Source organism: Variovorax sp. RKNM96 (assembly GCF_017161115.1).
Classification (GTDB): Bacteria; Pseudomonadota; Gammaproteobacteria; order Burkholderiales; family Burkholderiaceae_C; genus Variovorax.
In genome coordinates this window covers 640126-655066 of record NZ_CP046508.1, presented here as the reverse complement: position 1 = coordinate 655066, position 14941 = coordinate 640126, and the positions used below count along the sequence as shown (strand labels likewise).

Below are 14941 nucleotides of genomic sequence, written 5' to 3'. Positions count from 1 at the left end.
GCCGTCAGAAATCGGCGCAGCCGTTGCGCTTCTCGGTGTCCACGCAGCTCGAGAGATTGGGCCGCGACCGCACGCGCGACCATTCGCGCGCCAGCACATCGCCGCCCTGCGACGCGCGGTCGCCTTCGAGCGCGCCGGTCGCAAAGCAGATCGGCGGCGGACCGATGTTGCGGTCGTAGAGCCAGGTGGAAGGCACTTCGCGCACCAGGTCGGGCAAGGGGAAGTCCGGCAGCCGGAGCACGACCGGGGGCGGCGGTGGTGGTGGCGGTGGCGGTGGTGCCGTCGTGACCGTCAGATCGCCGGGCCGCACGTTCACGGCATAGCCCGCGGCGGAGGCGAAGCTGCCATTGATCGCATAGACGCCCGGTGGGCTGCCCGGCGTCGCCGACGTGCCGGGCACACCGCTGAAGCTCGAAGCCGTGTCGCCCAGGATCAGGCCGTTGACGCTGTACGTGAAGGGCGGATTGGCCTGCCCCTCGGGGCGGGTCGCATTGCCGATCACCACCGTGGCCACGGGTTGCTGCGCGTAGATGAAGTGGTTGTCGGCCGGCGACACCGTGACGGTGCACAACCCCAGGTACGCGCAGTGGTACAGGTTGGGCAGCGGGCCCGAGCCGAACAGGCCGCCGCGCGTCTCGCCGACCCAGGTGTCGGCCCACACGCGCCACGGCGCGCCGGTGATCGTGTAGGCGCCCAGGTTCTGGAAGCGCGAGGCCGCCACGAGATCGGTGCCGCCCGTGCTGCTGACGTTGGTGCCCAGCAGCAGGTCGCCGGACAGCGTGCGCACGAACACGGTGTCGGCCGCCATCGAGGTGGCCGACTGGACCTGCGGCGCATTGCTCGCGGCATCGAAGCCCGTGACGGACACCGACCCCAGTTGCACCGTGTCGACATCGACATAGCGGAAGGCACCGGCCGCGCCGCCGCCCACCGTGGCCGCGCTGACGTTGTTCGGCGCCGTGTCGAGCAGCACGCTGCCGCCGGTGGAGCGCGCCATCAGCGTGCCGGCGGTGATCGGGGCACCCGCGACCTGCGTGATGTTGCCGGCGCTGAGCAGCCCGAGCCGCGTCGCCGTGACAGCGCCGCCCAGCTGGATGTTGCCGCCGCCACCGTTCTGCAGGGTCAGTGCGGAGGGCAGGACCAGCGGCCCCACGACATCGATGTTCGCGGCATGTGCGTTGCTCCCCGCCACGATGGTGGCGGCCGTGAGACGCCCGAACTCGGCGGCGGAGACCGCGAAGCCGGTGGCGGCCGTGCCGCCGAGGGTGATCGGCGTGGCCGTCTGGTCCACGCCGTTGCCCGCGGCATCGACACCGCCCGGCCGCAGGTTGATCACGTTGGCGGCGCTGACCTTGCCGTCGATCACCAGTGCATCGGTGCTGCCGTCGTTACCGGCGCGCAGCACCGTGTTGCCGCCGGCGGACACGATGACGTCCGCAAGGACGGGCGGGAACGCGCCGGCCAGCGGCGCCTGCGGGCCGACCCGCACGCCGGCGCCATTGCCCACGGACTGGCCGCTCAGCTCGATGTCGCCGGTGCCGGTGGTCACGACCTGCGCGCCCGTGGTCAGTCGCACGCCGTCCCCGACGAGGTTGCCGCCGGCCTGGCGCAGCCCGCGCACCGTGATGTCGCCGTCGATCGAGCGCAGCGCCGACTGGTCGATGATCACGCCGTGGCCCGGCGACGTGCCCGCGCTGGTGACGCTGTTGCCCACGCCCAGCACGGTGATGTTGCCAGTGGTGGTCGATATCTCGGTCTGCCGGTTCGCGGTGCCGGTCACGACGAAGCGCGATCCCAGGCGCACGCCCGATGCGGCCTCCGCCGTGCCGGTGATGTTCACGTTGCCGGTCGAGGTGGAGATGTGCACGCCATCGATGCCGACGGCGGCGTCGCCGATGCCGGCCGGCCCGATGCTCTTGCCGACGATCGTGACCGAGCCGCCCGTCCCCGCGTCGCTGCGGCCCACGCGGGTGTCGATCTCGTTGCCGTCCAAGTGCACGCTGACGCCCTGGTTGCTGGGGTTGGCCCAGCTGCCGTTCATCACGACGTTGCCGCCGTTGGTGTAGATGTCGCCGCTGTAGCTGACCTGTCCGCCTCCGGTGGCCGTGCCGCCGTTGTTGACGTCGGCGTTGAACACCACGTTGAGCACGCCGCCCCCGGTGGACTGGATCACCGTGCCCGCGTCGCCGCGCACGCTGCGGTTGGCATCGAGCTGGAAGGTCACCGCACCCTTGTTGGTGCTGTAGTTGATGTTGACCGCCCCCTTCGCGTTCGACATGTGGATGTCGCCGAGGAAAGGAGTGCCTGTGCTGCCGGTCCCTATCGTCACGCTGGTGCCCGCGTTGAGCGCGGCATTGATGTCGCCGTCCTGGATGGTCGAGGTGGCGATCGGATCGAACGGATTGCCGGTCAGGGAGCCCGTGGCGGTGCCGCTCACGATATCGACGTCGAACGGATCGATCAGCCATGAGCCCACGCCGCCCACCGGCGCCGAGGCGTCGGCGCGAATGCCGGTCAGGTCGAAGTGCGGCGCCGAGGTTTCGATGAAGCCGCCGTTGCCGCCCTCCGCGCCGCCGCGCGCCGAGAGGCTGCCGTAGGCGCGCAGGGTGTCGCCTGCAACAACCTTCACGCTGCCGCCGTTGCCGCTGCCCGTGGCGTTGGCTTCCAGGCTGGCGTTGGCACCCACGGCGATCACGCCGGTCGCGGCGATGTCGATGCTGCCGCCGCCGGTGGCACCGCTTGCATCCAGGCGTCCGATCAGCGGTGCGTCGTCGAACTGTTCCGCGCCGTCGATGACGATGTTGCGGCCCCGCACCGAGATGTTGCCGCCCTTGCCAGTTTCGCTCATGACCGACAGCAGCGCGGGCTGGGGCGGGGCCGCGAGTGCGCCCGGCTCCGGCGCCGCGGCGAGCCCGAAGGAGCCCGAGCCGAAGGTCTCCATGCGCAGCGACACGTCGGTGCCCTGGCCGTCGATGGCGATGGTGCCGCCGGAGGTGCGCAGCGGATTCGGCTGTGCTTCGTTGGCCCGCACGACGACGCCGTAGGTCTGGCCGAACGGGGTCACCACGATGTTGCCGCCGTCGTCGAGCGTCGAGGTGAAGCTCTGATTGCCGGCGCGTCCGTTCACGTCGATGCGCTGTCCCGCGCCCGCCGTGACGCTGCCGTAGATCGAGACACCCTGGCTGCTGCCGGCAAAGTCGTTCTGTGCGGCAAACACCTTGCTGGTGCGAAACCCGTCGAGGTCGGCGCCGGTGCCGTCGATGCGCACGTTGCGATCGCTAGCGATGGAGGCTTCGTCGATGAGCACCGCGGAACTCGACCCCACGCCGGCAGCGGGCATGGTGTCGTTCCATGCGGCACCGCGCCCGACGAGCGCCACGTCGCCGGTGGCGGCGACCTTGGCGCCGTTGCGCACCGCCACGCCGCTTGCCCCGAAACCCGCCACGCCGTCGAACGAGACACCGCCGGTGCCGGCCTGCACGGCGCTGTCGGTCGTCACGACCACGCCGCCGCTTCCCACATAGAAGCCGCCGGTGCCCGACGGGTCGGAGACCCAGCTGCGGCCCTGGCCGCGCATCGAGACCTGGCCGCTGCCGCTCGTGGTGACGGAGCTCGCGTTCAGGTAGACGCCGTCGCGCCACGAATCGGCGGGCTCGTCGGTGTGCGAGGCGGAGCCGCCGATGGCGCGGCCGTTGACCGCGTCGCTCTGGCCGAAGAAGCGCACCGAGCCGCCGTTGGCGTTGATGGTGGCGCCGCTCAGGCGGATCGAGCCTGCGTAGTCGAGTTCGGTGACCGGTCCTGAGCCGGAATTGATCTGTGCCGCGTTCTGCGCGACGCGGCCGGTCGAGTCGGCGTTGAAGTCGACCTGAAGCGCACCGGTGCGTGCATCGATGGCCGAGCCCGTGGCCATCACGATGCTGCCGGCCGAATCGACCCTGAGCGTGGCGGCGCCGCCTTCGGACTTGATGACCTTGGCATCCGCGGCGAAGCGCACGCCCGCGTTGTCGCCGATGTTGCTGCTGGAGAGCGTCACATCGGTGCCGCGGCCGAGCGCGCCGCCGATGCCTTCGGCGCTCACGTTGGTGATCGACAACGGCGGGTAGGCACTGTCGTAGGCCGGAATGTCGCCGGCCGAAACGACATTGAGATCGGATGTGGCTGCGACCGTCCAGCGGCCGTTGGCGCCGCCCTGGGCACCGCCGCCCGCATCCACCTTCGCCGGGTTGATGCGCAGGAAATCGCCCGAGGTCGAGATCGCCCCGCCCGCTCCGCTGCCCGCGCCGCGCGCGCTCAGTTCGCCGAACACCTGGACGTGCGATTCGCGTTCCGGCGCGGCGAGGCCGTCCACCAGGACCTGGCCCGTTGCCGTGCCCACGTCGACGGTGCCGCCCGCGCCCTGGCCGGTGGCGTTGGCGCGCAGCGCCGAGCCCGAAGACAGCGCCACGTCGTAGCCGCGCACCGTGACCGTGCCGCCGCCGGCCTGCCCGCTGGCATCGATCACCGCCTGCTGGCCTTTGTCGGTGGCCTGCAGCTGCACCTGCCCCGCCGCGATGCGGATGTTGCCGCCGCGCTCGCCGGTCGCGGCGCCGGTGGCGTCGAGCGTGCCGCCGGTCATCGCGATCTGGTTGTCCCGCCCGCCGCCGAGGAAGATCTCGCCGTTGCGCGTGCCGATGCTGCGCGCGCGCACCGTGCCGGTCTGGTTGACTACGAGCTCACCCGCGGTGACGGAACTGCCGACGAGCGCCACGCGCCCGCCGTCGGCCTGGATCGTGCCGCTGTTGCTGACGGCTGCATGGGTGGCCATGGCGTCGGGCGCGATCACGAGGTTGGTGAGCCCGTCGCCCACGAGGTCCAGCGTGATCCTGCGGCCCGAGGCCAGCGCAACGGTGCCGTTGTCGGCCGTGATGGTGCCGGTGCTGCCGCTGCCCACCGCCGCGCCCATGAGCACCACGGGTCCGCCGCCGGTGGCGGTGATGCTGCCGAGGTTGCGCACCTCGGCCGAGTTGAGATCGGCGCGCTCGAAGGTGAGCTTGGTGGCGCCATCCATGAAGCTCTGGTTGGAGGTCGTCAACGCCAGCGTGGAGGCGATGAGGCCACCCACGTTCACCGTCGCGCCCTGGCTGAACATCACGCCGTTGGGATTGACCAGGATCACGCGCCCATTGGCATTGAGCTGGCCCGCGATGGTCGAGAGCTCGTTGCCGGTGACGCGATTGAGCAGCACGCTGCTGGCGCTCGGCTGCACGATGTTGACCACGCCGCCCACACCGATCGAGAAGGTCTGCCAGTTCGCGATGCCTCGCGCGAGCGGCTGGTTGATGCTCATCACGGCGCCGCTTTGCGTCATCGAGACGCCGCCGGCGATCGGGAGAAAGCCCGTGGGCAGCACCTGCGCGATGGCCGGCGAAAGACCCGCGCACAACAGCGAGATCGCCAGGGGCCGCAGTTGCAGGCCGCGATGGTGGCGGGGCCGTTGGCGAGAAGGATTGCGTTGCTTCATGGTCAGAACGCCTTGATGAGCTGCACGTAGAGGCGCGGATTGCGCCCACCGCCGTCGGTCTGCGCCGGCGGCGTGCCGGCGCGCCAGGCGAGCGTGGCGTTGATCGAGAAATTGCCCGGCCGCGACCAGCTCACGCCCACGCCGTAGCCGCGCAGGCTGTGGCTGTTGGGGCCGTCGAAGACCGTGGGGTTGCGCACCATCTTTCCGCGTGCGGCGTCGTAGAACAGGAAGGGCGTGAGCTCTTCGTTGAACGACCAGCGCCACTCGACGGTGCCGATCACGCCCTGGTCCACCAGCAGCTCGCCCGACGGGTACGCACGCACCGCGCGCGCGCCGCCGAGCGCGAGCTTTTCGGAGCCGTCGAGGTTCTTGCTGGCCCACTGGCCGCCGACCGAGAGGTACAGCGAATGGCGCGGCACGATGGCCTGCAGCCGCGAAAGCTGGAAGCTCAGCTTGGTGAAGCCGCCTTCGGTGTTGTGGCCGCCGAGGCTCTGGTCGGCCAAGCGGCTCTCCGGATCGCGGATCGAGAGGTTGCCGTGGTACAGCGTGCCCGAGCTCGCCCAGTAGCCGCCGCCGAACACCTCGTCGCGGCGCTCCCAGGTCCAGCCCATGCTGAGGCCATGGATGCGCTTGCGCGAATTGCTGTTGGCGATGCCGACCTCGTCGGTCAGGTCCTTGATGTCGGCGCCCAAGCGCAGGAACAGGTTCTGCTGGCGCTGGCGGATCAGCGGATAGTTGAGCGAGAAGTCGAGCACGTTGGCCCGGCCGCGCGCCTCGTAGTCCGCGAACTGCCCGCCGAGCTCGTAGTTCACGCGCGCCAGGCCCACGCCCGCACGCAACCCGCTGGTGCCGATGGGCGCCTCGTATGCGATGCGGCCGAACTGCAGGTCGTTGCTGTCGGACACCATCAGGCGCATATCGAGGTTGTCGCCGATGCCGAAGGGGCTCAACCAGCGCGCGGTGCCGCCGACGCGATAGCGCCCCGATTCCTTGGTGCCGTGGTTGTCGGCCTCGGCCGTGAAGGCCCAGCGCGGCGCGGCGGCCACCTCGACCGAAAGGTCGGTGGTGCCGGGCGCCGTGCCTTCCTGCAGCCCCGACGACACCTTGACGCCGGGCTGGTCGGACAGCAGCAGCATCGCGCGCTCATAGCTCTGCGCGCTGACCGCTTCGCCCGGTTGCAGCGGCGCAAGGAAGCCGCGCACGCGCGCCTCGCTGAGCGGCGCATCGGGCGCGACGACCACGTCGACCTTGCCCAGGCGCCCTTCGATCACGCTGATCTCGACGATGCCGTCGCGCACCGTCTGCACCGGCACGATGGCCTGCGCGAGGAAGTAGCCGCGCTCCTTGTAGCGCGCGGTGATCGCCTGCGCGAGCCCTTCGAGATCGCCCAGCGTGACGTCGCGGCCGATGTAGGGCGCGGTGATCGACTGCAGCTCTTCGTTGGTGAGCGCCTTGACGCCGTTCAGGCGCAGGTCGTTGAGCTTGAACGTCGTGCCGGCGGGGCGCGGCGGTGCCGGCAGGCTCTGCGGCGCGACGGTGCCTGTCGCCTGCGCGAGCGGCCGGTCGCAGGTGCCGCACGGGTCCTTGGTGGGGAGCAGTTCGGTGTCGCCAGCATCGTTGACGGATGCGGCTTGCGGTTCAACCTGCGCTTGTTCCTCGGCATGCGCGCGATCCGCAGCCATGAAGAGGACGGCCGACACCAGGGCACCAGCGGCCCAGGCGATGGGACGCAGCGCGCTGCGCGGAGCGAGGGCAAGGGAGCGGGTGCTGTTCATGGCATTGCGCATGGCTCAGCTCCCTACCGTCAAGCGCCAGTTGCCGATCAGATTGAACGGCGCCCAGAAGAAGGGATGAGACATCTTGGGGTCCTTCAGCACGGCGAGTTGTCCGGCCTGCATGGCCTTCTGCAGGTCGCGGCCCTTGGAGAGTTCGCCGTAGAGCGTGCTCATGAGCACCGCGGTCGCGTCGTCCGACACCGGCCACAGCGAGGCGATCAGGCTGGAGCTGCCGGCCGAGAGGAACGAGCGCGTGAAGCCCAGCACCTCGTCGCCCTGTGCGATGCGCCCGAGCCCCGATTCGCAGGCCGAGAGCGTGACCAGCGCGGTGCCGTCCATCGGCATGCCGAGGATCTCGTGCGCTTCGAGGAAGTTCTGCTTGCCGCCTTCGTTGGCCAGCAGGATGCGCGAGTACAGCGGATCGACCGCATCCGCCTCGGCGTGCGCGGCCACGTGCATCAGCGGCGAGCGTGCGGCCACCTCGCGGAACTGCGTCTTGGTGGCGGCCGCGCCCATGTACACGGTGTTGCGCGGGAACAGTTGCGCGAGCTGCTTGACCTCGGTCTCGGCGCCGGGCAGGTCGTACTTGTCCTCGATGCGCGGATTGCCGAAAGCCACCAGCGAGGCGTTCACGCGCGGCGTGCGCTGTGCCAGCTGCACCGCGATGCTCATCGACGGCGCGACCGACACCGGGTGCGTCTCGATCACGTAGCGGCCATCGAGCCGCAGCGCCTGGAACGGCAGGTAGTGCAGCGGGCCGTGCGGCACGATGATCAGGCGCTGCCCCGGCGCAAGGCCGAGCGGCCCGAGCAGCGCGGCACCGAGCTTGTCGGCGTTGGTGATGGCGGTGCGGCGCCCGCGCACGATGGAGTTGCGGAAGGTCTCGACCAGCTCGTTGAGCTCGTCGCGCTTCACGGCCACCGTCTTCTCCTGGATCGCGCTCGGGCTCACCACCCACACCACCAGCCGGTCGGGCAGCGAGTGGAACTGCACCACGCGCTCGTCGGCGGCCAGCGTGCGCTGCAGCGTGGCGAGGTCGACGGTGCTGGTGGCCTGCTCGCTGACCTTCGCGCGGCCGCGCACCGCATCGAGCAGCGCGCGCGAGCGGCTGTGCTCGCTGACCTCGAAGGCAGCGCGCGCGTCGCCCGCATCGCTGTAGACCGACACGCCGCGCTCGAACACCGATTGCAGGTCCGAGAACAGGCCCATCTTGAATTCTTCGCTGCGGAATTTGGCGCGCACCTTGTCCACGCCGCCGAGCGCCTGGCCCACGGCCTCGGCCGCGGCCTGCTTCTGGCCCAGCGCCATCTCGCTGCGCGCCACGCCGTCCCAGGCCCAGAGCCGGTAGTACTCGGTGTCGGCGCCGACCTGGCGCGCGGTGAGCGCGCGGTACATGTCGCGCGCCTCGGCCGGCTTGTTCTCGGCCAGCAGGAGACGGGCGCGGGTGCGGTCGAGCTGCGCGGTGAGCGGTGCGTCCTTGGGCGGGGCCATGGTGCCGAGCACCTCGCGCGCCCTTGCGGCGTCACCCGATTCGATGAGCGCGTTGACCAGCGAGGCCTGCACCAGCGGCGCATAGCGCGGCGAGCTGTTGGCGAGCGCCTCGTCGTAGCTGATGACGGCGCCCGAGAAATCGCCGCGGCGCGTGCGCACGTCGCCGATCACCTTCTGCACGGGACCGACCACCAGCTTGGGATCGCGCGCCGGATGCTTGAGCGCTTCGCGTGCAAACTCCTCGGCCTTCTCGAGCTGGCCCGAGTAGCTGTAGACGATGGCCAGGTCACGGTTGGCCATGGCCATGAGGTTCGGGTCGCGCGTGGCGTTGGCCAGGTGCAGCGCCTTGCTCGCGGCGCGGATGCTCTGGCGGAATTCGCCCGCCTCCGCCAACGCGACAGCCTGGCTGCAGTACTGGTAGCCCGAGAGCTTGACCGCGTCCTGGCCGTAGAGCACGGCGCCTTCGCTGGTCAGTGCCAGCAAGGTGTCGGTGTCGGCCAGACGGGCCTGCTCCGCCTTGCTGGCCGCAGCCTCGGCGTTGGGCGCCTGCGGCTGTGCCGATGCCAAAGGGCCATGGCCCAGCAGAAGAATGCCCGCCAGGCCGAGTGCGCTTGCGAAACCCGCACGGCAACGTGCAGGGCGCTCCCATCCCCATCTTCTTGAAAACCACGCCATTGGACCCCCGCACGCGGCCGGTGCACCTGCTGCTGGTGTTGCAGCAGATGCTCGACGCCGCGGAAGTGCGCGCCGTTCAGGCCTCGTGGGGAAAGTCTAGGAGGGGGTACCCTCCGCGGCTATTCGCAATACGGTCTAGCGCAAAAGGACTAAGTCATGAAAACGAAACCGGCCCTTGGGCCGGTTTCGCTGGTGCGCCGCGCGCTCAGTTCACCGTGTGCGAACCCAGGCCCGCGGACGTGTCGATGGGGAAGCTGTCCCATTCCACCGACGGATCGAAGGCAAGGCCCGGGTTGCGGTCCCCGGCCTTGATGGAGGGCTTGCGGCGCAGCGTCTGGTTCAGCGTGCTGACGCCGCCGACGCCGGTCCATTCGGTGCCGGGGTCGGTGCCGACCTGGCCGAGACGGTCGATGACCACGCCCGACTTTTCCAGCGTCAGCGCATCGTCGCCATTGAAGTTGATGACGCTGCTGTTGATGACCGTGCCCGGCGGCTTGAAGGCCGCCGTGGCGGCGTTGTTCGCGAGCACCAGCACGCCGCCGACGGGCAGGGAGCCGGTCAGCGGCGCGGAGCTGCTCGGCGCGGCGGCGCCGTTGGAATACAGGTTCAGGGTGTAGAGGCTCAGGTCCACGGCCGATGCGGTCGGGTTGTAGATTTCGAGCGCCTTGTTGGTCGCCGAGCCTTCCACGTATTCGCTGATGAACAGGTCCGGCGCGCCGGGCGGTATGACGACCACCACCGTGCTCACGGTCACGCTGCCCGACTGCACCGCCGTCTGGCCGGCCGAGTTGGTGAGCGTGACCACGACGCTGAAGGTGCCCGCGGCCGCGTAGGTGTGCGTGACCACGCCGGTGCCCGGTGCCGTCGTGGCGGCGGTGCCGTCGCCCCAATCGACCGACAGCGAAGCCAGCGTGGCCGTGCCGCCGGGCGTGGCTTCCGAGATGTTCACGCTGTAGGTCTCGCCGACCTTCACGGCCGCCGGGATCGACGCGGTGACGATCGGTTGCGTCACCGCGGCGTCGGCCGCGAGCGTGAGGCCGACCAGCACCGGGTCGTGGTCCGACGCGCGGAAGGGCGTGGGTGCGTAGCGGTCGTCGGTGGTGAAGTCGGTGTTGTAGTCCAGCGCCGTGGGCTCGTCGGAATTGATGTGCCACACGCTCACGCCGCTGACCTGCGACTTCAGCGACGCCGAGGCATAGGAGTGGTCCAGCGCGCCGGTCTCGCCGCCGAAGACGTAGGTGTAGCGGTCGTTGGCGGGCATGCGCTTGAGCAGGCTCTCGTTGCCGGCGGCTTCCAGTTCCTTGGTCGGGTCTTCGAGCAGGTAGCTGTTGAAGTCGCCCATCATCAGCACGTCGTTCTCGGGCGTGCCCATGAGCTTGAGCTTGCCGACGAAGCTGTTGAGCGCCTTCGCCTGCTCGATGCGCGCCAGGTTGAAGCAACCCTGGCCCAGGTCGATGTCGCCCGTGGTGGGGCAGCTGCCCTTGCTCTTGAAGTGGTTCACCACGAACCAGAAGCCACCGTTGTTGCCCACGGTGCTGAATCGCTGCGCGAGCGGCGGCCGGCCGCTCGCGGCGGTGTAGTTCGCGAGGTCCGCGCCCGTCGGCAGCACGACGTTGCCCACGCGCTGCACCTTCGCGGGCTTGTAGAGGATGTCCACCTTGATGGCATCGGTGCCGAACACGCCGCTGTGCACGGCGGCATAGGTGTTCGCGCCGACCTTGGCGTTGAGCGCGGCCAGCAGGTCGTCGGTCGCCACGTCGGTGTTCTGGATTTCCATCAGCCCGACCACGTCGGCATCGAGCCCCGCGATGGCGGCCACGATCTTGGCTTGCTGGCGCCGGAACTCGTTCAGGTTGTTGGCGCCGCGGCAGTTGCCCGCGGCGGCGGGACCGGTGCCGAACGAGCAGCCCTGGCCGGTCTGGCCCGAAGCGGTTTCTCCGTTCAGGAACGTGGTGAAGTAGTTCAGCACATTGAAGCTCGCCACCTTGAGCGTGCCGCTCACCACCGGCGCGGTGGGTTGGCGCGCATTGGTCTGCGCGAACATCGGTGCCACCGTCGGCTGGATGCGGTAGGCGCCGAAGTTGTGGCTCAGGATGCCGGTGACCTTCTGCGTCGTGTCGCCCATGCGCCGCGTGCCGTCGGTGCCAGGCGCGCTCAGGTAGGGAATGGGGTTCGGGTTCTGGGGCGAGGCGCCGTCGTCCAGCACGATGCGCGAGAGCAGGTTCTCTGCATGCGTGGCCGCCGCGTTGCCGTTGGTGGTGTTGAACTGGCGTCCGTTCAGCGACAGCACCATCTGGCCATAGCGACCGAGCTCGAAGAGTTCCGTCACGGCCAGCGGCTGCACGATCTCGACCAGCATGCCCTCGTAGCGCTCCAGCGTGGACTCATTGGCCACCGGCAGCGTGATCTTCGTGGGGGCGATGACGACGCCGCTGCCGCAGACGCTGATGGCCAGCGGGTCGCCGCTGGTGCCCGCGATCTGCGTGATGGCGTCGGGCTTGGCGCCGGCACCCGCGGTCTGGCCGAACTCGGTCACCGCGCCCGAGACCTGGACGTAGTCGCCCACGGCCACGCGGGTGGCGGCGCCCGGCGCGTAGACGAAGATGCCTTCGGAGGTCGCCGGGTCGGCGTCGGGCACGAGCTGCTGCACGAAGAAGCCGTTGAGCTTCACGCTGGCGGTGCCGGTGTTCTGGAAGTCGCCGACGACCACGCCGCGCACGGTCACGGCCTGCGCCGCCAGGGGACTCAGGTCGCCCGTGCCCTGGATGGCCGAGATGGCCGTGAGCGGCGCGTTGGCCGGAACGGCGGCGGAACAGGTGGGCGGCGTGACCGGTGGATTTTCCGGCGGTGTTTCCGGTGGCGTCTCCGGCGGTGTCGTGGGAGGCGTGGTGTCCGGCGGCGCGTTGCCCGAAGGCGGCGGGATCAGCGGGAAGGAGGCGCCGCCGTTGCCACCGCCACCGCAGGCGGTCAGCACGAGGGCCAGCGTCAGCGCCAGGAATTTGAGTTGCCGGAGGGGCCTCGATGCCGGATGCGTCATGTGGAACTTTTTGATTGGAATAAGAAACAGCGAGCGGGCGTGCAGCGGCTGTTTCTATGTTCCTTGTGTGTCACCCCCGAGTAACCCCGATTGCACTTGGGTGACTGCGCGAGCACGGCCCTGCCGTGGGCAGCCCGCGCACGGCGCAGCGCAACGCCGTCAACGCGCGACGGCGCGAAGTTCAAACGCAGTGGGAATGGTGCGCGAGACGCGGCTCACGCTCGCCGGGCACGACAGCGCCCGGCGGATCGGCCTCAACCGCCTGTCAGGCCGGCACCGCGTCGATGTTCGCGCGGTCCCAGTGGCGATGCTTCGCGATCGCCCCGATGAAGCTCTGCGCGATCTGCGTGGCGGCCGTGGTGTCGCCCAGGTTAGTGACCGGCGTGGCGGCCACGACGACGCCCGAGGGCGCCTCGCTGTCCGCGCCGATGCCCAGCGTCGAGAGCAGCTGCACGCCCTCGCCCACCGTGCAGATCGCCTTGCAGTGCTTGTAGGCCTCCAGCACGAAGTGCACCGCATCGCCCGTTGCCGCCATCGCGGCCGCGCTGTCGGCGCCGGCCGGCACCAGCACCGCGTCGAACATCACCGAGGGCGTGTTCGCGAACGTCATGTCGACATCGATCTGGCGCTTGGACGCACTGGCCACGGTGCCCAGGCGCGGACCGACGATCTTGCATTGGGCGCCCGCCTGTTCGAGCGCTTCGCGGATCGGCTTGAGCGACGCCGAATCGACGCCGTCCGCCACCAGGATCGCGATCTTGCGGGTGCGGATCGAGCCGTCGCCGGTGTCGGCCATGCTGAGCGCGGGCGACTCGTCGATCGGCAACGCGATGCGGTGGTCGCGAAAGCCCGAGCGACCCGCCGCCGCCTTGGCATCGGGCTCGCCGATGCCCAGCGGCTCGGCCACGCGGCGCGCGAGCTTCTCGTCCACATGCGCGAGGTTGTCGACCATGCGCTGACGGATCGCCGGCACCTCGAGCTTGGAAAGCTCGAAGCGGAAGGCCGCAATGATGTGTTCCTTCTCGGCCGCGCTCTGGCTGTTGAAGAACAGGCGCGCCTGCGTGAAGTGGTCGTCGAACGAGGGGCTGCGGCGACGCACCTTGGGTGCATCGATCTCCTCGGGGAACGACTGGAAGCCGTTGCTGCCGCCATCGACGCGGAACTCGGTGCCGCTGCCCAGCGTGTTGGGCTCGTAGGCCACCTGGCCGCGCGCAATGGTCTGGCGGTGCATGCCGTCGCGCTGGAAGTTGTGGAACGGGCACACGCCCTTGTTGATCGGCAGTTCGTGGAAGTTCGCACCGCCCAGGCGCGAGATCTGCGTGTCGGTGTACGAGAACAGGCGCCCCTGCAGCAGCGGGTCGTTGCTGAAGTCGATGCCGGGCACCACATGGCCGGGATGGAAGGCCACCTGCTCGGTCTCGGCGAAGAAGTTGTCGGGGTTGCGGTCGAGCACCAGCTTGCCGATCTTCTGCACGGGCACCATTTCTTCCGGAATCAGCTTGGTCGGGTCGAGCAAGTCGAAGCCGAGCGAGTGCTCCTTGTCGGCCGGAACGATCTGCACGCCGAGCTCCCATTCGGGGAAGTCGCCGTTCTCGATGGCTTCCCACAGGTCGCGGCGGTGGAAGTCGGCGTCCTTGCCGGCGATCTTCTGTGCCTCGTCCCACACCAGGCCGTGGATGCCCAGCTTTGGCTTCCAGTGGAACTTCACGAAGTGGCTCTCGCCGCGGCTGTTGACGAAGCGGAAGGTGTGGACGCCGAAGCCTTCCATCATCCGGTAGCTGCGCGGAATGGCGCGGTCGCTCATCGCCCACATCAGCATGTGGGTGGTCTCGGGCATCAGCGAGGCGAAGTCCCAGAAGGTGTCGTGCGCGCTCGCGGCCTGCGGCATCGCATGGTGCGGCTCGGGCTTGACGGCGTGGACGAGGTCGGGAAACTTCATCGCGTCCTGGATGAAGAACACCGGGATGTTGTTGCCCACGAGGTCGTAGTTGCCTTCGCGGGTGTAGAACTTGACGGCGAAGCCGCGCACGTCGCGCACCGTATCGGCGGATCCGCGTTCGCCGGCCACGGTCGAGAAGCGCACGAAAACGGGCGTCTTCACGTCCGGGTCCTGCAGGAAGTCGGCCGAGGTGAACTGCGACATCGACTTGTAGACCTGGAAATAGCCATGCGCCGCCGAGCCGCGCGCATGCACCGCGCGCTCGGGAATGCGCTCGTGGTCGAAGTGCGTGATCTTCTCGCGCAGGATGAAGTCTTCGAGCAGCGTGGGTCCCCGCACGCCCGCCTTCAGCGAGTTGTGGTTGTCCGGGATCTGCAGGCCCTGGTTGGTGGTCAGGTGCGCGGGATGCTCGGTGGTGAAGCCATCGAGTTGCAGCTGCTTGGCGTTTCGGCCGTCACCGGACTTGGTGGTCTTGGTGGCATTGGCGCGGCGACCTGCGGCGGCTTTGTTCTGTGGCGTCATCG

Annotated in this window: 5 protein-coding genes; all 5 read right to left on the bottom strand. The window is 69.4% G+C overall.

Annotated elements, in window-relative coordinates; genetic code table 11:
* Window positions 1-4: 4 nt before the first annotated feature.
* The 5 genes from GNX71_RS02990 to katE all read right to left on the bottom strand — a co-directional run bounded on the left by GNX71_RS02990 (window position 5) and on the right by katE (window position 14939).
* Complete coding sequence (locus GNX71_RS02990; RefSeq protein WP_206176953.1) at window positions 5-5500, bottom strand: filamentous hemagglutinin N-terminal domain-containing protein; 5496 nt, start codon at window positions 5498-5500, stop codon at window positions 5-7.
* 2 nt (window positions 5501-5502) lie between these two features.
* On the bottom strand, window positions 5503-7287 hold the full coding sequence (locus tag GNX71_RS02985) for a ShlB/FhaC/HecB family hemolysin secretion/activation protein (protein ID WP_206176952.1): 1785 nt from the start codon (window positions 7285-7287) through the stop codon (window positions 5503-5505).
* Window positions 7288-7290: 3 nt separating this feature from the next.
* Window positions 7291-9333 carry a CHAT domain-containing protein gene (locus GNX71_RS02980; protein WP_241027145.1) on the bottom strand — a complete coding sequence of 681 codons (2043 nt, stop codon included), beginning with the start codon at window positions 9331-9333 and terminating at the stop codon, window positions 7291-7293.
* Window positions 9334-9646: 313 nt separating this feature from the next.
* A complete protein-coding gene (locus tag GNX71_RS02975) occupies window positions 9647-12478 on the bottom strand; it encodes an ExeM/NucH family extracellular endonuclease (RefSeq protein ID WP_206176950.1) in 2832 nt (943 codons plus the stop codon).
* Between the two features lie 265 nt (window positions 12479-12743).
* Window positions 12744-14939: a catalase HPII gene (gene katE / locus GNX71_RS02970; RefSeq protein WP_241027144.1), complete on the bottom strand. Its 2196-nt coding sequence runs from the start codon at window positions 14937-14939 to the stop codon at window positions 12744-12746.
* Window positions 14940-14941 lie beyond the last annotated feature (2 nt).